The organism is Rhizobium sp. NZLR11 (genome assembly GCF_019685115.1).
Taxonomy (GTDB): domain Bacteria; phylum Pseudomonadota; class Alphaproteobacteria; order Rhizobiales; family Rhizobiaceae; genus Rhizobium.
Window position 1 is genome coordinate 25,004 of sequence record NZ_JABDWD010000004.1, and the last position, 21,135, is coordinate 46,138.

General features: G+C 62.0%; 18 protein-coding genes. 15 read left to right on the top strand and 3 right to left on the bottom strand.

Annotated features, from left to right (window positions below; genetic code table 11):
• Positions 1-62: 62 nt before the first annotated feature.
• From HJB83_RS08780 to HJB83_RS08800, 5 genes are all read left to right on the top strand, one after another.
• A complete protein-coding gene (locus HJB83_RS08780; protein ID WP_207581893.1) occupies positions 63-494 on the top strand; it encodes an OsmC family protein in 432 nt (143 codons plus the stop codon).
• 214 nt (positions 495-708) lie between these two features.
• Complete coding sequence (locus HJB83_RS08785) at positions 709-1,317, top strand: TetR family transcriptional regulator (protein WP_207581892.1); 609 nt, start codon at positions 709-711, stop codon at positions 1,315-1,317.
• 49 nt (positions 1,318-1,366) lie between these two features.
• The gene (locus HJB83_RS08790; protein WP_207581891.1) at positions 1,367-2,506 is read left to right on the top strand and encodes an efflux RND transporter periplasmic adaptor subunit; all 1,140 of its coding nucleotides are present in this window, start codon (positions 1,367-1,369) and stop codon (positions 2,504-2,506) included.
• Positions 2,507-2,531: 25 nt separating this feature from the next.
• A complete protein-coding gene (locus HJB83_RS08795) occupies positions 2,532-5,675 on the top strand; it encodes an efflux RND transporter permease subunit (protein ID WP_221131719.1) in 3,144 nt (1,047 codons plus the stop codon).
• Between the two features lie 204 nt (positions 5,676-5,879).
• Positions 5,880-7,790, top strand: a complete 1,911-nt coding sequence (locus tag HJB83_RS08800) for a beta-N-acetylhexosaminidase (RefSeq protein WP_221131720.1) — start codon at positions 5,880-5,882, stop codon at positions 7,788-7,790.
• Here HJB83_RS08800 and HJB83_RS08805 read toward each other — a convergent pair.
• Complete coding sequence (locus HJB83_RS08805) at positions 7,787-8,704, bottom strand: ROK family protein (RefSeq protein WP_207581888.1); 918 nt, start codon at positions 8,702-8,704, stop codon at positions 7,787-7,789. The two genes, HJB83_RS08800 and HJB83_RS08805, sit on opposite strands and share 4 nt — an antisense overlap.
• Positions 8,705-8,998: 294 nt before the next feature.
• Between HJB83_RS08805 and HJB83_RS08810 the strand changes: the two genes are divergently transcribed.
• From HJB83_RS08810 to HJB83_RS08850, 9 genes are all read left to right on the top strand, one after another.
• Positions 8,999-9,577, top strand: a complete 579-nt coding sequence (locus HJB83_RS08810; RefSeq protein WP_207584382.1) for an exopolysaccharide biosynthesis protein — start codon at positions 8,999-9,001, stop codon at positions 9,575-9,577.
• 125 nt (positions 9,578-9,702) lie between these two features.
• Positions 9,703-10,653, top strand: coding sequence for a sugar-binding transcriptional regulator (locus HJB83_RS08815; RefSeq protein ID WP_221131721.1), 951 nt, complete (start codon positions 9,703-9,705; stop codon positions 10,651-10,653).
• 145 nt (positions 10,654-10,798) lie between these two features.
• Positions 10,799-12,109 (top strand): sugar ABC transporter substrate-binding protein, encoded by a 1,311-nt coding sequence (locus HJB83_RS08820; protein WP_207581886.1) that lies wholly within the window; start codon positions 10,799-10,801, stop codon positions 12,107-12,109.
• A gap of 138 nt (positions 12,110-12,247) precedes the next feature.
• Entirely contained in the window at positions 12,248-13,120 is an 873-nt protein-coding gene (locus HJB83_RS08825) for a carbohydrate ABC transporter permease (RefSeq protein ID WP_207581885.1), read from the top strand.
• Position 13,121: 1 nt separating this feature from the next.
• A complete protein-coding gene (locus tag HJB83_RS08830; protein ID WP_207581884.1) occupies positions 13,122-13,952 on the top strand; it encodes a carbohydrate ABC transporter permease in 831 nt (276 codons plus the stop codon).
• Positions 13,953-13,969: 17 nt separating this feature from the next.
• Positions 13,970-14,968, top strand: coding sequence for an ABC transporter ATP-binding protein (locus tag HJB83_RS08835; protein WP_207581883.1), 999 nt, complete (start codon positions 13,970-13,972; stop codon positions 14,966-14,968).
• Between the two features lie 84 nt (positions 14,969-15,052).
• Positions 15,053-16,534, top strand: coding sequence for a mannitol dehydrogenase family protein (locus HJB83_RS08840; protein ID WP_207581882.1), 1,482 nt, complete (start codon positions 15,053-15,055; stop codon positions 16,532-16,534).
• Positions 16,535-16,630: 96 nt separating this feature from the next.
• The gene (locus HJB83_RS08845; protein ID WP_207581881.1) at positions 16,631-17,326 is read left to right on the top strand and encodes an HAD family phosphatase; all 696 of its coding nucleotides are present in this window, start codon (positions 16,631-16,633) and stop codon (positions 17,324-17,326) included.
• A complete protein-coding gene (locus tag HJB83_RS08850; protein ID WP_207581880.1) occupies positions 17,319-18,902 on the top strand; it encodes an FGGY-family carbohydrate kinase in 1,584 nt (527 codons plus the stop codon). Before HJB83_RS08845 ends, HJB83_RS08850 begins: the two co-directional genes overlap by 8 nt.
• 3 nt (positions 18,903-18,905) lie before the next feature.
• On the opposite strand, the gene HJB83_RS08855 is transcribed toward HJB83_RS08850, so the two are convergent.
• Positions 18,906-19,760, bottom strand: a complete 855-nt coding sequence (locus tag HJB83_RS08855) for a MurR/RpiR family transcriptional regulator (RefSeq protein ID WP_207581879.1) — start codon at positions 19,758-19,760, stop codon at positions 18,906-18,908.
• Between the two features lie 233 nt (positions 19,761-19,993).
• Here HJB83_RS08855 and HJB83_RS08860 point away from each other — a divergent pair, with 233 nt between their 5' ends.
• Positions 19,994-20,707, top strand: coding sequence for a sulfate transporter family protein (locus tag HJB83_RS08860; RefSeq protein WP_207581878.1), 714 nt, complete (start codon positions 19,994-19,996; stop codon positions 20,705-20,707).
• Between the two features lie 2 nt (positions 20,708-20,709).
• Here HJB83_RS08860 and HJB83_RS08865 read toward each other — a convergent pair whose 3' ends face one another.
• Complete coding sequence (locus HJB83_RS08865; RefSeq protein WP_207581877.1) at positions 20,710-21,135, bottom strand: VOC family protein; 426 nt, start codon at positions 21,133-21,135, stop codon at positions 20,710-20,712.

Below are 21,135 nucleotides of genomic sequence, written 5' to 3' on the forward strand. Positions count from 1 at the left end.
CCGCAGACATGGAGCGGCGCCCTGCCGCTCCCTCGAAAGCACAATAGAAACAGGAGGACGGCATGCAGATCAATCGCACGGCTTCGGCTCATTGGACCGGTGGCCTCAAAGACGGCAAAGGCCTGATCTCGACGCAGAGCGGCGCCCTGAAGGACTATCCCTACGGCTTTGCCAGCCGCTTCGAAGGCATTGCCGGCACCAACCCGGAAGAGCTGATAGGTGCTGCCCATGCCGGCTGCTTCACCATGGCGCTGTCATTGATCCTCGGCGAAGCCGGTTTTACCGCCGAGCATATGGAAACCTCCGCCAAGGTGACGCTCGAAAGCGTCGAAGGCGGCTTTGCCATTACCGCCATCCACCTTTCGCTCACCGGTCGTATTCCCGGCGCCGATGAGGCGACCTTCACCGAACTTGCCAACAAGGCGAAGGCCGGCTGCCCGGTTTCCAAGGCGCTCGCCTCCGTTCCGATCACGCTCGACGTCAAGCTCGGCTAATTTCCGTTGCCGTTGACGAGGTGCCGCGCGCGTTTGGCGTCGCGGCATTTTTCTATTGCGTTCGATAATAACGTTCGACCGCTCCAGGAAATCCTCACATCTACCAGAAGGACGCGCATTGGCATGGTGCAGCCTGTGTGTTGACAAATGATGCCTGATATTTTACGATTGACGAAATTCAAAAATCGTCAGTCGTAATTCGAGCATCGAAACCATGGACGACATTACGGAAAATACACTGGACGTCACCCGGCAGGAGAATGTTACCCGCATTCTCGATGCGGCCGAGCGGCTGTTCCGCCACTATGGCTACAGCAAGACGACGGTGGCTGACATTGCCCGCGATCTTGGCATGTCGCCGGCCAATGTCTATCGTTTCTTCGCCTCGAAGGTGGAAATCCACCAGGCGATCTGCGGGCGTATGCTCGCCACCTGCTATCAGCTCGCCTACGACGTCCGCCACCTTCCGATCAGCGCCAGTGAACGATTGCGCCGCTATGTCGAGACTCAGCACCAGTGGACGTTGGATACGATGCTCGATGAGACGAAGGTTCATGAGATGATCGTCGTCGCGATCGAGCGCGACTGGCACGTCATCGAAAAACATATCGATCGCATTCATGACATCATCGCCGAAATTATCGCCGAAGGCATTGCAGCCGGCGAGTTCGCCGAGCAGGACCCCGTCGCCGCCTCGCGTTGCTTCGGCGCGGCGACGAACACGCTCTGCCATCCGCAAATGGTGGCGCAATGTCTCTCCAAGACGAACCGCGCGAGCATCGACGAACTGATCGACTACGTGATCAGGGCGCTGAAGAAATAACGGACGGCAGCCGCCGCCGACCCCCCAAAACGATCCAGGAGTGCGGAAGATGTTTTCGCTCAAGACCCTTAGCCATCGCATGCCGTCCGTCGCCCGCCTTGTGCTTGTCGGCGCCATCGGCATCGGTGTTTCCGCCTGCTCGGAAGAAAAGGCTGAGGTCAAGCAAGTCATCCGGCCGGTGAAGGTCGTCGAGATCGCCAAGGCCGGCGACACGCGCAAGCTCGACTATTCGGGCTCGGTCAAGGCGCGCACGGAGATGAACCTCGGGTTTCGCGTCGCGGGCAAGATCACCGAACGCCTCGTCGATATCGGCGACCGGGTGACGCCGGGCGACGTTCTCGCCCGCGTCGACGCCACCGATTACCAACTGGCGGTCAGAACGGCGGAAGCCAATCTTGCTTCGGCCGAAAGAGGCGTTGAAACCGCCGACCTCGCCAACAAACGCGCCGAGCAGCTTTTCGACAAGAGTGTCGCTCCGAAGTCGCAGGTCGAACAGGCCGCGCTCAGTCATGACCAGGCGATTTCGCAGCGCGATGCCGCCCTTTCCGCGCTCGACCAGGCGAAGAACCAGGTGAGCTACACCGAGCTCAAGGCCGGTCAGAACGGCATCGTCACATCAATCAATGCCGATACCGGTCAGGTCGTCGGTTCCGGCGCCGCCGTCGTCACCGTTGCCGTCGACGGCGAGAAGGAAGTGCAGATCGCGGTTCCGGAAAACGACATTGCCGAATTCAAGCCGGGCAAGACGGTCAAGGCAAGCTTCTGGGCCGATGCCAGACTGGTGCTCGACGGCAAGGTGCGGGAGGTGTCCGGCAGCGCCGACCAGCAGTCCCGCACCTTTGCTGTCCGGGTGAGCCTGCCGAACGATCCGCAGGTGTTGCTCGGCATGACGGCGACGATCGAGGCCGACGTCAGCAACGGCAACAGCTATGTCTCGATCCCGCTCAGCGCACTGGCTGAAAAGGACGGCAAGCAGATGGTCTGGACCGTCGACCGTGACACGGCGACCGTGCATGGCCGCGACATCAAGGTCGCCGATTTCACCGGCGACGGCGTGCATGTGACCGAAGGCCTCGATACCGGCGATCTCGTCGTTGCCGCCGGCACGCAGTTCATGAGCGAAAATCTGAAGGTGAAGGCGCCGGACCAGCAGTCGGCCCTGGCCACCACGGACCAGACCGTCCGCTGATCAGGTCATAAAAGGGAACGGAACCATGGACGCCACCACCGAAAAGCGACCCTTCAATCTGTCGCGCTGGGCGATCGGCCATCCGAGCATCGCCCGCTTCCTCTTCGGACTGATCATCATCACCGGCGTGCTCGGTCTGATGCGCATGGGCCAGCGCGAGGATCCCGAATTCACCTTCCGCGTCATGGTCGTTCAGGCGATCTGGCCGGGCGCTTCCATCCAGGAGATGGAAGATCAGGTCGTCAACAAGATCGAGCGCAAGCTACAGGAAACCCCGCATATCGACTGGGTCAAGTCCTATACGAGGGCGGGCAGTGCGATCATCACCCTGCAGGTCAAGGGTGACACCAATTCGCAACAGGTAGCGGATGCCTTCTACCAGGTGCGCAAGAAGGTCGGCGACATCTCCAGCGAGCTACCGCAGGGCCTGCTCGGCCCCTATTTCAACGACGAATTCGGCGACACCTTCATCACGCTGCATTCGATCAGCGGCGACGGCTATTCCTATCCGGAACTGAAGAAATTCGCGATCGAGGCGCGCGACATGCTGCTGACGACGCCGGGTGTCGAGAAGGCGGTCATCATCGGCGACCAGCCTGAGAAGATCTATATCGACGTCTCGTCCAAGGCGCTCGCCGAGCGCGGCCTGACGATCCTCGACCTGCAGAACGCCATCAACGGCCAGAACAATGTCGATCCGGCGGGCTCCGTCGATACCGGCCTGCGCTCGGTGCGCATCTCCGTCGAAGGCGACGTGAAGAAGGCGGCCGATATCCGCGAATTGCGCCTTCGCGCCGGCGGCCAAGTGACCCGGCTCGGCGATATCGCCACCGTCAGTTCCGGGCTCGAGGATCCCTATCAGCGCAAGTACCGTTTCAACGGCCATGACAGCGTCCAGGTCGGCGTCGTGATGGCCAAGGGCTTCAACGTCACCGATGTCGGCAAGGGCGTCGAGGCGACCTATCAGCGCTTCGAGGAGGCGCTGCCCTACGGCGTCGCGGTCGATCAGATCGCCAACCAGCCCGACGTGGTGACGGATGCGGTCAGCGAATTCATGCATGCGCTCGGCGAAGCCCTTGTCATCGTGCTTATTGTCTCGTTCCTGTCGATCGGCTGGCGCTCGGGCCTCGTCATCGCCATTGCCATTCCGCTGGTGCTCGCTGCCACCTTCGCGCTAATGTACGAACTCGGCATCGACCTGCAGCGCATCTCGCTCGGCGCGCTGATCATCGCGCTCGGCCTGCTCGTCGACGATGCGATGATCGTCGTCGAGATGATGGAGCGAAAGCTGGAGGAGGGGCTGGTCAAGATCGAAGCGGCAAGCTTCGCCTATTCCTCGACCGCTTTCCCGATGCTGACGGGTACGCTGATCACCACGGCCGGCTTCATTCCCGTCGGCTTCGCTGCATCGACTGCCGGCGAATATGTGCGTTCGCTGTTTTATGTCGTCGGCATCGCGCTGGTCACCTCGTGGTTCGTCGCCGTCTATTTCACGCCGTGGCTCGGCTACATGATCCTCAAGCAGCGCCATCACGCCGGCGAGCATCACGACGCGTTCGACACCGGCTTCTATCGCCGTCTGCGCGGCACGGTCGGCTGGGCGGTGCGCCACCGGGTCATCGTGCTGCTGCTGACGCTCGGCACCTTCGTCACCAGCCTCTGGGCCTTCCAGTTCATTCCGCAGAATTTCTTCCCGCAATCGTCGCGGCCGGAAATCCTTGTCGATCTGTGGCTGCCCGAGGGCACCAGCATCAAGGAAGTCGAGGTGCAGGCAAAGGCGCTCGAAGCCAAGATGATGGATGATCCCGACAAGAAGTTCATCGCCACCTATATCGGCGAAGGCGCGCCGCGCTTCTTCCTGCCGCTCGACCAGCAGTTGCGCAACCCGAACTTCGCCCAGCTCCTCGTCATGGCCAATGACGAACCGGCGCGTGAGCGGCTGATCGTCAAGCTGCGGGCGATTCTTGCAGAGGATTTCCCGGAGATTCGCGGCAAGGTCGATCGTCTCTTCCTCGGCCCGCCGACTGGCTGGCCGGTGCAGATGCGCGTCATGGGGCCGGACCGACAGGAAGTGCGAGCCATCGCCGATCAGGTAAAGGCGCGCTTCCAGGCCAATCCGATGCTCGGCGCCATTCATGACGACTGGCTGGAACAGGTGCCGGCAATGAAGCTGGTGATCGACCAGGACCGCGCCCGGGCCCTTGGCGTCACCTCGCAGCGGGTTCGCCAGATGCTGCAGACCGCCATGTCCGGTGCGGCACTCGACGATTTCCGCGACGGCGAGGAGACGGTCTCGATCGTCGCCCGTGAGCCGGATGCCAGCCGTTCGCTGCTGTCGGCGGTGAACTCGGTCTATGTGCCGACGGATTTCGGCGGCTTCGTGCCGGTCTCGCAGGTGGCCAAGGTCGTGCCGGTCATGGAGCAGGGCATCGAATGGCGGCGCAACCGCCTGCCGACGATCACCGTGCGGGCGACGTTGCCCGATGGCGTGCAGCCGAACGACGTGGTGATGAAGATGTATGCCGACATGAAGGACATGCGCGACAGCCTGCCGGCCGGCTACAATGTCGAAATCCAGGGCGGCGCCGAGGATGCGGCGGAAAGCCAGATGTCGATCGCCGCCAAGGCGCCGATCATGCTCGCCGTCATCATCGTGCTGCTGATGGTACAACTGCAGCACTTCGGCAAGGCGATGCTGGTGCTGGCGACCGGTCCGCTCGGGATTATCGGCGCGGCGGCCGCCTTGCTGATCAGCGGCGCGCCGTTCGGCTTCGTGGCGATCCTCGGTGTCATCGCGCTGCTCGGCATCATCATGCGCAACTCGATCATCCTGGTCGACCAGATCGACCAGGATATCAAGGCCGGCATGCACCGGCAGGAGGCGATCGTCGGTGCTGCCGTGCGGCGTTTCCGGCCGATCATGCTGACGGCGCTGACCGCCGTGCTCGCACTGATCCCGATCTCGCGCGGCGTCTTCTGGGGTCCGCTCGCCTACGCCATGATGGGCGGCATCCTGGTCGCGACCGTGCTTACGATTCTGGTTCTGCCTGCCGGTTACGCGCTTTTCTTCGGCCGGGAGCCGAAGGCAAAGGACGAGCCAGGCCAGGATGCCGACGCCATCCAGGAAGAGGCGGATGACAGACATCCGCCGGCGTTGGCAGCAGAGTGAGGACGGCGCGGCGAAAGCCGCGCCGTTTTCCTTACGAGGTCGCAGCTCTCTCATCAAACCACGTTGCGCTGCCCGCTCGCCTTTGAACCTGCGTGCCGATTCCATTGCCGCCCCGAAAGAGCTAAGCTGCGAAAACATGCCGGAAGAGCAAGACGGCGTCTCGGCGATGCATTGCCGCCGACGAGTTTGCGGGGAGGCACGATCATGGCCGATTATCGTTTGGACGCGAGCTGGAGCCCGATCGAGGACAGTCTCGGGCGTTTGACCTTCACGCTCTTCAATCTTTCGGCCGAGCCGCTTTCCGGCTTCTCGCTTTCCTATGTATCGGCAACGAGGGTTGCCGACGCAAATGTCTGCGACGGCGCCAGCCGGACGCGGCAGGTTGCGAATTTCCATGAATTCCTGCCGCCCGACGGGCTGAGCATTGCCCCGGGCGGGCGCTGGCGGTTCACCGTCGAAGGGCTGGCCAGCGAACCGAAACATAGGACGGATGGTATCAAATCTGCCCATCTGACGCTTATGGACGGCCGTCACGTTCCGGTTACTTTCGGCGATCTCATGCTCGAAGGCCGGGATGGCGGTGTGGCGCCGCCGCTTCTGCCGCCGGGCCGGATCGAGGAGCCCTATGCGCTGCTGCCCTGGCCGCTGTCGCTCGGGCTGAAGGCGGGAGACTTGCCGGTCGTCCTTTATCCCGTTGAAAGGACCCGGCCCGATGCGATCAAGGCGCTCTCCCTGGTTCTCGCGCTTTGCCAGCGGCTCTATCCGGCCGACAGCGCGCCGTTCTCGCTCGGTGCCGTCAAAGGCGGGCGAGCCATTCGTTTCGTCACCGAATCATCGATCGCCGCCTTCGCTTACGAACTGCGTTTCTCCTCGCATGAGATCGTGCTTTCGAGCGCGGACCCAGCGGGGCGGCAATACGGGCTGATCAGCCTGGCGCAATTGCTGCACGGCGCCCGCGCCGATCGCGAGCGCTTCCAATTTCCCAATTTCGGCACGATCGCCGACCAGCCGCGCCATGACTGGCGCGGCTGTCATCTCGATGTGTCGGGGCGGTTTTATCCGGTGGCGGACGTCATGCGGCTGATCGATATCCTGGCGTGGAACAAACTCAATATTTTCCATTGGCACCTGACCGATGACGAAGCCTGGCGGTTGGAGATCAAGGCCTATCCCGCGCTGACGGAAATCGGCGCACGGGGTGGGCCTGACGAAGCGCTGGCGGCGCAGTACGGCGACGGGCCGGAAACACGCACCGGCCATTATACGCAAGACGACGTCAGGCGGATCGTTGCGCATGCCGCATCGCTTGGTGTCGAGGTGGTGCCGGAAATCGATATTCCCGGCCACAGCGCCGCAGCGCTGTCTTCGTTACCCGATCTCGTCGATCCGCAGGAGGCTGAGGATAGTTACCGCTCACCGCAAGGTCATGCCAACAATGCCCTCAACCCGGCGGTCGAATTCACTTACGAATTCCTCGGCAACGTGTTCGACGAAATGGTGGCGCTGTTTCCCGGCGAGTATTTTCATATCGGCGGTGACGAGGTTGCGTCCGGCGCCTGGCTTTCCTCGCCGCTCTGCCAGGCGCTGATGGAGCGGGAGAAACTGGCCGGCGCCGCCGCGCTGCAATCTCACTTCCTGAAGCGCGTCCAGGGCATGCTGTCGGAACGCGGCAGGAAGCTTGCCGGCTGGAATGAGGTCTCGAACGGTGGCGGCGTCGATCGCGACGGCACGCTGTTGATGGCCTGGGAAAGGTCCGATGTCGGCATCGAACTGGCGCAGGCAGGTTACGACGTGGTGATGACGCCGGGACAGGCCTACTATCTCGACATGGCGCAGGCGGAAGCCTGGTCCGAGCCCGGCGCAAGCTGGGCAGGCTTCACGCCGCCGGAGCGGACCTATTGTTACGAGGCCGAGGGCGAGTTGCCGGAGGCGCTGAAGGGGAAGATGCGCGGCATCCAGGCCTGTATCTGGAGCGGCAACATCGCCTCGCGCACCCATTTCAACCGGCTGGTCTTTCCGCGCCTTCCGGCAATCGCCGAGGCGGCCTGGACGCCTCTGGCGCGCAAGGACTGGGATCGGTTCGCAGCGATCGTGCGGATGTGGCCGGTGCTTTAGGCCACCACCACGTCCGCCTTCAATCCCAGCAGTGCTGCGCCGATCAGGCCGGGTTCGATACGGCATTGGCTGCGCACCACCAGCGGCCGGTCGAATTTGCGCAGGATGCGGGCGCGCACGGCGTGATCGAGCTCGGCAAGCAGCGGCTCGACATTGGACAGCCCGCCGCCGACCGGCACGATGGTGGCGCCGGTGATGTTGATCGTCAGCGCCAGGGGCGAGGCGACGAGATCGACATAGACGTCGATCGTCCGTGTCGCCTTCTCCTCATCATGTTGCCATTGAGCGATGATTTCTTCGCTCGAAAGGTCGAGATCATGCAGCGTCTTGTGCAGGCGCTCCAGGCCACGGGCGCCGCCGACCGTGTCGACGCATCCCCTCTGGCCGCAGCCGCAGGCATAGGCAGGAATGGTGGCAGGCGGATAACCGGCTGCGGATGCGATGATCGGCCCGTGACCCCATTCGCCGGCAAAACCGCCGGCCTCATTGACGAGGCGCCCGTCGGCAACCAGGCCGCCGCCGACGCCGGTGCCGAGGATGGCGCCGAAGACGATGCGGTGGCCGCGACCGGCGCCGAGGCCGGCTTCGGCCATGGCGAAACAGTCGGCGTCGTTGGCGATCAGCACCGGAAGGCCGAGTTCCGCTTCGAGATCTGCCGCCAGCGTGCGGCCATGGATGCAGGGAATGTTGGCGCAGGTCAGCCGCTGCGTATCGGGATCAACGACGCCGGCGATGGAGAGGGCAATGCGGCTCGGCTCTTCGCCGGTTTCAGTGATGATGGCGCGCAAGGTCTCGACGAAAGCGGCGAAATCATCCCTCGGTGTCGGATGCCGGCCGAGGGGGACGATGTCCGTCTCGGAGCGAGCGATGCCACCCTTGATGGCGGAGCCGCCGATGTCGAATGAAATGATCATTGCCACCCTGCCGTTTCTCTGGTCTGTGATGTCTGCTCGCACTGTTGGCGGGGAATTACAAGCCTTCATTCCGCCGCGCGCCACGCGCTTGCGGCGCGAAGAGGAATGATCGAGCCAAATCGCCACCAACAGCTATTCCTGTCTCACAAGTCATTCAATTGGCATATTGCGCGGCCAAAATCTGCGCCTGTACTTCCATCATCTACTGGTATCATGACCATCGAAAACGCCGATTCCCATAGACGCAGAAGACCACGTCCACCCCGTCCCAAAGGCCGCCGCCTCTCATCCATCCTGCGTCAGCTGGCCGCCGACCGGAGCCGGGAGCGGATTTCGATCGGCGACCTGTTCCAGACGATGGGCGACAGGGCGATCAGCGCGTTGATGCTGATCTTCGCGCTGCCGAACGCTTTTCCCACGCCGCCCGGCACTTCGGCAGTGCTCGGCGCTCCGCTCGTCTTCCTGGCCGCGCAGTTGACCTTTGGGCTGAAACCCTGGCTTCCGAGGATAATTGCCGACCGTTCTATGCGGCGGGAGGATTTCGAGACCATTGTCGGCCGCATCCACCGCTGGCTCGCCTGGGCGGAGCGCATGCTGAAGCCAAGGCTTGCGATCTTTGCCGAGCCGCCAGCGGAATATCTCGCCGGGGCCGCGTGCCTGCTGCTGTCGATCGTGCTGCTGCTACCGGTCCCGCTCGGCAACATCCTGCCGGCGATCACGATCTCGGTCTTCGCTTTCGGCATATCGGGCCGTGACGGGCTCTTCGCCCTGATCGGCTTCGTGATGACGGCGGTGTCGCTGGTCGTTGCCGGCGGCGTGATTTACGGTCTCGTGAAGGCGGCGATCTATCTCGTCTTACAATGGTTTGCCTGAGCATTTCTGCAGGGTTCCTTTCAACAGGCTCGACATTTGCCGGAATTTTGTTTTGATCTGGCGGTTACAGATTCAAATCATGTTCGGCGGCGGCACGCCGGCTCACTTTGCGTGGTAGGCATTCAATGGCAAAAAGATCCGAGACCCCTGCACGGCTCGACGATGCGGCGCGTGCCGGCTGGCTCTATTACGTCGCCGGGCGTACGCAGGATGAAATCGCCGCCGCGATGGGGATCTCGCGGCAATCGGCGCAGCGGCTGGTATCTTTGGCGGTTGCCGAACGTCTGATCAAGGTGCGTCTGGATCATCCGATCGCCGCCTGCCTGGAACTCGCCAGTCAACTTCGGCGGAAATTCGGGCTGAAACATGTGGAGGTGGTGCCGAGTGATTCCGGGTCCTCGGCGACGGTCGGCATTGCCGAGGCGGCCGCGGCCGAGATCGAGCGGTGGCTGAAACGGGCCGAGCCGATCGTGCTTGCCGTCGGTACCGGCCGGACGCTGAAGGCGGCCGTCGACCAGCTTCCGGCGATCGAATGTCCCCACCACCGTATCGTCTCGCTGACCGGCAATATCGCCCCGGACGGATCGGCGGCTTATTACAATGTCATCTTCAGCATGGCCGATGCCGTGAAAGCGCGGCACTATCCGATGCCGTTGCCGGTGCTTGTCACCTCGGCGGAAGAGCGGGAACTGCTGCATGGCCAGCAACTGGTGCGCTCGACGCTTGACATCAGCGCGCAAGCCGACGTCACCTTCGTCGGCATCGGTGAGCTCGGCATCGACGGGCCGCTCTGCGTCGACGGTTTTCTCGAGAAGGACGAGATGATGGAGCTGATGCGCGGCGGGGCGGTCGGCGAGATCTGCGGCTGGATCTTCGACGTCGACGGCAGGTTGCTCGACAACCCGATCAACGAGCGCGTCGCGTCGGCGCCGATTCCGTCCCGCGACGCGTCGATGGTCATTGGGCTGGCCAAGGGCAAGCGCAAGTTCAAGGCGATCAGGGCCGCCGTTGTCGGCCATCAAATCAACGCTCTGATTACTGACGAAGAGACTGCTGAGTTTTTGCTCAGGAATTGAGCAAAAAATACGAGATTTAAATCAATGAGATAACTACCTCCTTCGGCACTGCAGCAACGATTGCCGATTGACATTCTGTATCGTTTATTGAGTAATTGCCCATGAGCGAAGCGAATGCTCACACCCCATCTTCTGGGAGGAAGATATGACATTGAGAACTTTTCTGCTGGGCGCCTGCTCAGCACTGGCGTTTGCCGGCATGGCCTCGGCCGAGACGCTGACAATCGCAACCGTGAACAACGGCGACATGATCCGGATGCAGAAGCTGACGGATGATTTCAAGGCGAAGAATCCCGGCATCGACCTTGAATGGGTCACCCTCGAAGAAAACGTGCTGCGCCAGAAGGTCACGACCGATATCGCGACCAAGGGCGGCCAGTACGACGTTCTGACGATCGGCACCTATGAAGTTCCGATCTGGGCAAAACAGGGCTGGCTGCTGCCGCTCGACAACCTCGGCAAGGATTACGACGCCGACGACCTGCTGCCGGCGATCCGCAGCGGCCTGACCACGGACGGCAAGCTCTATGCGGCGCCGTTCTACGGCGAAAGCTCGATGGTCATGTACCGCAAGGACCTGTTCGACGCCGCCGGCCTGAAGATGCCCGACGCCCCGACTTGGGACTTCGTGGCGGACGCTGCCCGCAAGATCACCAACAAGGACAAGGAAATCTACGGCATCTGCCTGCGCGGCAAGGCCGGCTGGGGCGAGAACATGGCCTTCCTGACAGCCATGTCGAATTCCTTCGGTGCACGCTGGTTCGATGAAAAGTGGAAGCCGCAGTTCGATCAGCCCGAGTGGAAAGACACGCTCGACTTCTACGTCAAGCTGATGAAGGATGCCGGCCCTCCGGGCGCTTCCTCCAACGGCTTCAACGAAAACCTGGCGCTCTTCCAGACCGGCAAGTGCGGCATGTGGATCGACGCAACGGTTGCCGCTTCCTTCGTCGCCGATCCGAAGCAGTCGCAGGTCGCCGACAAGGTCGGCTTCGCGCTCGCCCCGGACAAGGGCCTCGGCAAGCGTGGCAACTGGCTCTGGGCCTGGAACCTCGCCATCCCGGCAGGTTCGCAGAAGGTCGAAGCCGCTGAGAAGTTCGTCGCCTGGGCAACGAGCAAGGACTACACCAACCTCGTCGCCGAGAAGGAAGGCTGGCTGAACGCACCTCCAGGCACCCGCACCTCGCTCTACGCGAATGCGGACTACCAGAAGGCGGCTTCGTTCGCCAAGATGACGCTCGACTCGATCAACTCGGCCGATCCGACCAAGCCGACCGTCAAGCCGGTCCCCTATGTCGGCGTCCAGTTCGTGGCGATCCCGGAATTCCAGGGCATCGGTACGGCAGTGGGCCAGCAGTTCTCCGCAGCGCTTGCCGGCCAGCTTTCGGTCGACCAGGCCCTGCAGGCCGCCCAGCAGTTGACCACTCGCGAAATGACCAAGGCCGGCTACATCAAATAAAAACCTCCTGAGCAAGAGGCGGATTCTTGACGATCCGCCCCTCTGGGCCGCCGATTGCCCGAACAGCATCGGCGGCCGCTTTTTCAGACAAAGCTTTCCTGCGGCCGCTCCCCGCTTCAGATCAGATCGGTGATTGCCATGGCAACCTTGCATACTCGCTCCGCAGCGCGCCTGATGATTGCGCCCTCCGTGCTGCTCCTCTTTGCATGGATGATCGTCCCGCTGGCGATGACGATCTATTTTTCGCTGCTGAACTACAATCTGCTCAGCCCCGGCATGGAGAGCTTCGTCGGCTTTCTGAACTACGAATATTTCCTGTCCGATCCTGCCTTCTTCGCGGCGCTGATCAATACGCTGGTGCTCGTGGCCGGCGTTCTGTTGATCACCGTCATCGGCGGCATCGCTTTTGCGCTGCTGCTCGACCAGCCGATGTACGGCCAGGGTATCGTGCGCATCCTGGTGATTGCGCCGTTCTTCGTCATGCCGACTGTGGCCGCGCTGGTGTGGAAGAACATGTTCATGAACCCGGTCAATGGCCTCTTTGCGCATCTTGCCAAGGCCCTCGGCCTGCAGCCGATCGACTGGCTGGCGAATGCGCCGCTGCTCTCGGTCATTCTCATCGTTGCCTGGCAGTGGCTGCCCTTTGCGACGCTTATCATGCTGACGGCGCTGCAGTCGCTCGACGAGGAGCAGAAGGAAGCCTCCGAAATGGACGGCGCCGGGCCGATCTCGAAATTCATCTACATCATCCTGCCGCATATGGCCCGCGCCATCACCGTGGTGATCCTGATCCAGACGATCTTCCTGCTTTCGGTTTTCGCCGAAATCCTCGTCACCACCAACGGCGGGCCAGGCACCGACAGCACCAACCTCACCTATCTCGTCTATGCCCAGGCGCTCCTGCAGTTCGATATCGGCGGCGCTTCGGCGGGCGGTATCGTCGCGGTGGTGCTTGCCAATATCGTAGCGATCTTCCTCGTCCGCCTCGTCGGCAAGAATCTGGAGGCTTGAGATGGCCAGAAAAATCACCACCCGGCGCAAGGTCATTTTTACCGCGGTCGCCTGGACGCTCGGCATCCTGATCTTCTTCCCGATCCTCTGGACGTTCCTGACCAGCTTCAAGTCGGAAGCCGACGCCATCGCCTCGCCGCCGCAGTTCCTGTTCTTCCACTGGACGACAGAAAACTACGCGGAGGTGCAGAGCCGGTCGAACTATCTCAGCCACTTCATGAACTCGGTGATCATTTCCTTCGGCTCGACGCTGATCGGCCTGATCATCGCGATCCCGGCCGCCTGGGCGATGGCGTTTGCGCCGACCAAGCGGACCAAGGACGTGCTGATGTGGATGCTGTCGACCAAGATGATGCCGCCTGTGGGCGCGCTGATCCCGATCTATCTGTTGTTCCGCAATTCGGGCCTGCTCGACACCCGCACCGGCCTGGTGGTCGTGCTGACGCTGATCAACCTGCCGATCATCGTCTGGATGCTCTACACCTATTTCAAGGAAATTCCCGGCGAGATCCTCGAAGCGGCCCGCATGGACGGGGCCTCGCTGATGAAGGAGATCGTCTACGTGCTGACGCCGATGGCGGTGCCCGGTATCGCCTCGACGCTGCTTTTGAACATCATCCTTGCCTGGAACGAGGCGTTCTGGACGCTCAACCTCACCGCCTCGAAAGCGGCACCGCTGACGGCCTTCATCGCTTCCTACTCCAGCCCGGAAGGCCTGTTCTACGCCAAGCTCTCGGCGGCTTCGACGATGGCGATCGCGCCGATCCTGATCCTCGGCTGGTTCAGCCAGAAACAACTCGTCCGCGGCCTGACCTTCGGCGCAGTGAAATAAGATAAAGGGAGACAAACATGGGCAGCATTACCCTTCAGAAGGTTTCCAAGGTCTTCGGCGAAGCCAAGGTCATCCCTTCGATCGATCTCGACATCAGGGACGGCGAGTTCGTCGTCTTCGTCGGCCCGTCGGGCTGCGGCAAGTCCACGCTGCTCAGGCTGATCGCCGGGCTCGAGGACGTCTCCGGCGGCAAGATCGTCATCGACGGCCGGGACGCCACCGAAAAGGCGCCGTCGGAACGCGGCCTTGCCATGGTGTTCCAATCCTACGCGCTTTATCCGCATATGAGCGTGCGCAACAACATCGCCTTCCCGCTGAAGATGGCGGGCATCGACAAGGCGGAGATCGACCGCAAGGTGACGGATGCGGCCCGCGTGCTCAATCTCACCGACTATCTGGAGCGCAAGCCGCGTCAGCTTTCCGGCGGCCAGCGTCAGCGCGTCGCGATCGGCCGCGCCATCGTGCGCCAGCCTTCGGCCTTCCTGTTCGACGAACCGCTGTCGAACCTCGATGCGGCGCTCCGCGTCAATATGCGCCTCGAGATCAGCGAATTGCATCAGCAGCTGAAGACGACGATGGTCTACGTCACCCACGACCAGGTCGAGGCGATGACCATGGCCGACAAGATCGTCGTGCTGAACAGGGGCAATATCGAGCAGGTCGGCTCGCCGCTCGAGCTTTACAGCCGCCCGCGCAACCTCTTCGTCGCCGGTTTCATCGGCTCGCCGAAGATGAACTTCATCAACGGACAGAACGCGGCTCAGCTGGGCGCCCATACGATCGGCATCCGACCCGAACATATGTTGTTGTCGATGGAGAGCGGCGACTGGAAGGGCAGGGTCGTGGTCGCCGAACATCTCGGCTCCGACACCTTCCTGCATATCGACGCCGAGGGCATCGGTATGATGACAGCGCGCGGCAGCGGCGATTTTGCGGCCAAAGCTGGAGACACGGTCTATCTGACGCCGGATCGTTCGCGTATTCACAAATTCAACGAGGGCGGCCTTGCCATCTGAGGCGGGCTGCCGGGCTGGGGGCAGGCATGCGAGCCGGGCGATGGCGCCCGGCCGTTTGGGCAAGACCTTCAAGAGGACTGAAACATGACGTGCAAACTATCGCTGGCAACGCTTTCGGATGTGGCGCGCACCGCGGCCATCCCTGGATATGACAGGGCGTCGCTGAAAGCCGGCATCGTGCACTTCGGCGTCGGCAATTTCCACCGCGCCCATCAGGCGGTCTATCTCGACGATCTCTTCAATGCCGGCGCGGATCACGATTGGGCGATCGTTGGCGCCGGCGTGTTGCCATCCGATGCCGCGATGCGTGAAAAGCTTGCGGCACAGGATTTTCTGACGACGGTGGTCGAGCAGGACAACAACAAGACGGCGGCGCGGGTCACCGCGCCGATGATCGACATCCTGCCGGTCGGCGACCCCGCCGTGATCATCGCCAGGCTCGCCGATCCCGAGATCCGCATCGTTTCGCTGACGATCACCGAGGGCGGCTATTTCATCGACGCATCAGGAACCTTCAACCCGGCGCATCCGGCGATTGCTGCCGATGGCGACAGCCCCGACGCGCCGAAGACGGTGTTCGGCCTGATCGTTGCCGGGCTGAAGGCGCGCAAGGAAAGGGGCATCGAACCCTTTACCGTCATGTCCTGCGACAACATTCCCCATAATGGCATCGTTACCGCCAATGCCGTGGTCGGCACGGCCGCCCTCTCGGACACTGGCTTTGCCGAGTGGATCCGGGCGAATGTCGCCTTCCCGAATGCGATGGTCGACCGCATCACGCCGGCAACCGGCAAGCGCGAAATCGATTTCCTCAGGGACAATTTTGCGATCGAGGACAATTGGCCGGTCTATTGCGAGGAATTCAAGCAATGGGTGCTTGAGGATAAGTTCACCGCCGGTCGGCCGGCATTGGAAAAGGTCGGCGTGACCTTCGTGCCCGATGTCACGCCCTACGAGCATATGAAGATCCGCATCCTGAACGGCGGACATGCTGCGATCGCCTATCCGGCGGCACTGATGGACATCCATTTCGTTCACGATTCCATGGAAAACCCGCTAATCCGCACCTTCCTCGCCAAGCTCGAGAAAGACGAAATCATCCCGATCGTGCCGCCGGTGCCGAACACGTCGCTGACGGATTATTTCGCGCTGATCGAACATCGCCTGCTCAATCCGAAAATTGCCGACACCGTTCCGCGGCTGGCGCAGGACGGATCGAACCGTCAGCCGAAATTCATCTTGCCGTCGACGCTCGACAATCTGCGCCAGGGCAGGGACGTCGTCGGTCTGGCGCTGGTTTCGGCGCTCTGGTGCCGTTACTTCGCCGGCAAGACCGATAGCGGCAAGGATATCGTCTTCAACGACGCCAGCGCCGAGCGCCTGCATGCGGCGGCGCTGAAGGCGAAGACCGATCCGTCAGCCTTCCTGGTCTTCGACGATATTTTCGGCGAAGTGGCGAAATCCGAACTTTTCCGCAAGCGTTTTGCCGATGCACTCAAAAGCCTGTGGGAAAAGGGCACGCGGGAGACGCTGCAACTCTATCTCGACGGCAAGCTCGCAGTGTAAGGAATCCGGATGGCGGCATCTGCTGCCGTCATTCATCCGGCCTTGCGCGCAAGCGGGGCGGTGACGCGCTCGAATTGAACTCAGGTTGGGTCTTCCATGGCTGATGCTGAACCACGGCTGGTCATCTTCGATTGCGACGGCGTGCTCGTTGACAGCGAGCCGATCTCGATCAGCGTGCTCGTCGGGGCGATGAACGATCTCGGCGTCTCGATCACCGAGGATCAGGCCTACGAGCGCTTTCTCGGCCGCAGCCTTTCGACCCTCATCGATACGCTGGAAACCGAATTCAACGTCCGCGCCGGTGAAGAATTCCTCGAGCGCATTCGCACCGATCTCTACACCCGTTTTCGTACCGAACTGAAGCCGATCGAGGGTATTGCGGCGACGATCGATGGACTTGGCGTTCGCTGCTGCGTCGCCTCGTCCAGCCAGATGGAGCGAATCCGGCTGTCGCTGTCCGTCACCGGACTGCTCGACAAGCTGCCCGACATCTTCAGCGCGACGATGGTCAAGCGCGGCAAACCGGCGCCCGATCTTTTCCTGCATGCGGCGCGTGAAATGCAGGTGGCGCCTGCTCAGTGCATTGTTGTGGAGGACAGCCCTGCCGGCATTGCCGCCGCCAAGGCAGCGGGAATGACGGTCTTCGCCTTCACCGGCGGATCACACGCCAACTTCGCCGGCTATCGCGCCGAACTCGACCGGCTTTCGCCGGAAGTGGTGTTTGACGCCATGCCGGATTTGATCCACCTTGTCCGCAACCATAGCTGGACGGGACCAAGATTTGATGCGTGATCATGTGGTTGCGGTGGATATCGGCACGGGCAGTGCGCGCGCCGGCGTCTTCGATGCGCGCGGCCGTCTGCTTGCCAAGGCCGAGCATCCGATCGTGATGAACCGGCCGCGTGAAAACCATGCCGAGCACGATTCCGAAGATATCTGGTCCGCAGCCTGCACGGCGGTGCGCAAGGCGATGGAGCAATCCGGCATCGCCGCCGCCTCGGTCGGCGCAATCGGCTTCGACGCCACCTGTTCGCTCGTCGTGCGTGACGTCGAGGGCCGGCAGCTCAGCGTTTCCACCGGCGGCGAGACACGCTTCGACACGGTCGTCTGGCTCGATCACCGGGCGCTGAAGGAAGCCGATTTCTGCACGGCGACGGAGCACACGGTGCTCGAACATTCCGGGCACGTCATGTCGCCTGAGATGGAAATGCCGAAGCTGATGTGGCTGAAGAAGAAGCTGCCTGCCACATGGGAGAAAGCCGGTTATTTCTTCGATCTCGCCGACTTCATGACGTGGAAATCGACCGGATCGCTTGCCCGTTCGCGCTGCACGCTGACAGCGAAGTGGAACTATCTCGCCCATCGCGAAAAAGGCTGGCAGCAGGATTTCCTGGAGCGGATCGGCCTTGAGGACCTTCACGAGCGCGGCCACCTACCGGATGAAACCACGCCTGTCGGAGGCAACGTCGGTTGGCTGACGCCGGAAGCGGCGCAGGCGCTCGGGCTGACCACGGACTGCCATGTCTCCGCCGGCATGATCGACGCCTATGCCGGCGCGCTCGGCGCGCTCGGCGGCTACGCTGCCGATCCTGTAAAACGAGAGCACCAGCTGGCGCTGATCGCCGGCACGTCGAGCTGCATCGTCACATTCTCGCGGGAACGCAAGCCGAGCCATGGCATGTGGGGCCCCTATTACGAGGCGGTCTTTCCAGAATCCTGGCTGGTGGAGGCGGGGCAATCGGCGACTGGCGCGCTGCTCGACCACATCGTGCGCATGCACGCGGCGGGCGGTGAGCCGACGGCGGCACTGCATCAGAGGATCGTCGCACGCATCGCCGAATTGCGGGCCGAGGAGGGCGATGCCTTCGGCGCACGCATTTTCGTGCTGCCGGACTTTCATGGCAACCGTTCGCCGCTCGCCGATCCGCATGCCGTCGGTGTCGTCAGCGGGCTGACGCTCGATACGTCCTTCGATGGGCTTTGCACGCTTTACTGGCGCACGGCCGTGGCGATTGCGCTCGGCATTCGCCACATCCTCGAAATGATGAAGGAATATGGCTACGTGCCCGATACGCTGCATATTGCCGGCGGGCATGTGAAGAACCCGGTGCTGATGGAGCTCTATAGCGATGCCACCGGCTGCAAGGTGGTGGTGCCGAAAATGAACGAGGCAGTGCTGCTCGGCACGGCGATCGCGGCATCCGTCGCCTGCGGCCTGTACAGGGATTTGGCGGCAGCCGGCGAGGCGATGTATCCGGGTGGCGACGAACGGCTGCCTGACAAAACGAAACAGGCGCTCTACGATCGCGACTACCGCCGTCTTCTCGCCATGCACCGGCATCGTGCCGAACTGGAGACGATGAAGTAGCCCTCAGTGATTCGCCGTCTCGCCGAGGACGGTCGCGAATTCCAACATGCGGCGGCGGCGGAGAGCGGCCTCTTCTCCGACTTCGAGGATGACGGATTCCGACAGGCAATCGAGCAGCGCGATCAGCGGCGGAAGATTGTCGAGATCGGGGGCGCGCGCGGGCGGTAAGGGCAGCATGACATTCGACTGGTCCGCCATCCAGTCCGCTTGCTGCGGTGAAATGAGCACGACCTTATAGCCGTAGCGCCGAGCGGTTCGGGCAAGCAGCCGCGCCTTGGCGAAGCGGCGACAATCGATGATGACCAGTAGCGCGTCATCAACGGCCAGCCGGGCGAAAAGCTCGGCAAAACGGTTGTCGGCGCCGTCGAGCGTGCGCACGCCGTCGCGGGCTTGCGTCAGCCGCTGGCAGAAATGATGGGCGAGGCTTGCAAGCCGGGCATGCGTGACGATCGACACTTCGCGGGCAGTGCTGATCAAGCTGACGGCTTCGGACCAGTGTGGCTGCGCCGTCAGATGATAGATATGATGGAGCGCCTGGATCTGTTCGGCAACCAGCACGGCGAGCGGTTTGCCCTCCCCAGCGTCCTGATGCAGCTCGCTCATGGCGCTTTGCAATTGCGCCGGCGATGTCGTCACGGTCTCGCGAATCTCCACTTTGACGCTGTCCAATCCCTGATAGCCGAGCGAGCGCAGGAAGCGCCCGACGGTCATCGGCGAGAGATCCAGGCGATCGGCGACCGATGCAGCTGTCTCGAACGGCAGGTCGTTCAGGTGTTCGGTGAAATATTTCGCAATGCGACGTTCGGCCGGTGTGCCGGTTTTTGCGTATTGCCTGAGTTTTTGCACAAAGTCTTCCACATCAGCCTCCCCCGTTTTTCCTTAGAGGCGTTCCGTGGATGCGCTGTTGCGACCCCTTGTCTTTGCAACTATTTCGGAAGCTGCTTCTTAGGCCCGTGCATATTGGATACGTGACAATACTATATTAGCATTTAATTTTCGACAAGTTTTCTATTACCGCATGCAATTTATTCTCTCTTGTCGGTAGCCTCCATCTTTCCTACATCTTCGGCGCAACCGGAGACGCCTGAGATATGATTCTTGCCGCCGCTCGACTCTCGCTCACCAATTTGTTTGCGCCGGAAACACGTTCGGTCTTCTGGAAAGTGCTCGGCCTGACGATTCTCGTCCTGGTCGGTCTCTGGTTCGCGCTGCGTGGGGCCTTCATGGCTTTTCTCTTTCCCTGGCTCACCGGCTTCTTTCCCGATGTGCCGGATTGGGCGGGGTGGCTCGCTTTGGTTTTCGCAATTCTTGCCGGTGTCGGCCTTGCACTGATGCTGGCGTTATTGCTTTCGCCGGTGACGGCGCTGATCGCCGGCTTGTTTCTCGACGATGTCGCCGATGTCATCGAAAAACGCGATTATCCCAAGGACATGCCGGGCACCGCCATGCCGCTCGGCCCGGCGATGGCAAGCTCGATCAAGTTCCTCGGCGTGGTGATCCTCGGCAATATCGTGGCGTTGCTGCTGCTGGTCATTCCCGGCGTCAATCTGATCGCGTTCTTTCTGGTGAACGGCTATCTGCTCGGACGAGAATTTTTCGAATTCGCTGCCATGCGCTTCCGTTCGCCTGAGGAGGCGCGGCTCCTTCGCGCCAAACACGCCTCCACCGTCTTTCTTGGTGGGCTGGTGATCGCCCTGTTTCTGGCGATCCCGTTCGTCAATCTTCTGACGCCACTTTTTGCCGCCGGCATGATGGTGCATCTGCACAAGCTGATTTCCGCGCGCGACATCGGTTCGCGGGCCTGAGATCAACCGGGCAGGGCGGCGGCGGCGTACAGCGCCGCGAATTCGGCGCTCGGTGGAATCGGCGTGATGATATCGATCAGCACGCCGTTCGGATCGGCGGTGATGAAATGCCGCTGGCCGAAATTCTCATCGCGGATCTCGCGGAGAATTGGCAGGCCGGCGCTCCGGCAGGTTTCGTAAACACGATCGACATCCTCGACCTCGAAATTGAGCAGCAGGCCGGAGACCCTGCCGCGGGCCATGGCCGGGATAGTCTCATGGCTGCCGTCAAGGATGGCGAGCGCTATCTGCACGTCCTCAGCCGATTGCAGGTGAACGTACCAATCGCTTTCGAACAGCGCGTTGAAGCCGAAATGCGAGCAATAGAAGCTGGCGGTGCCTGTGACGTCGCCGGTCATGATGACCGGGTAGTAGCTGGTCGATTTCAC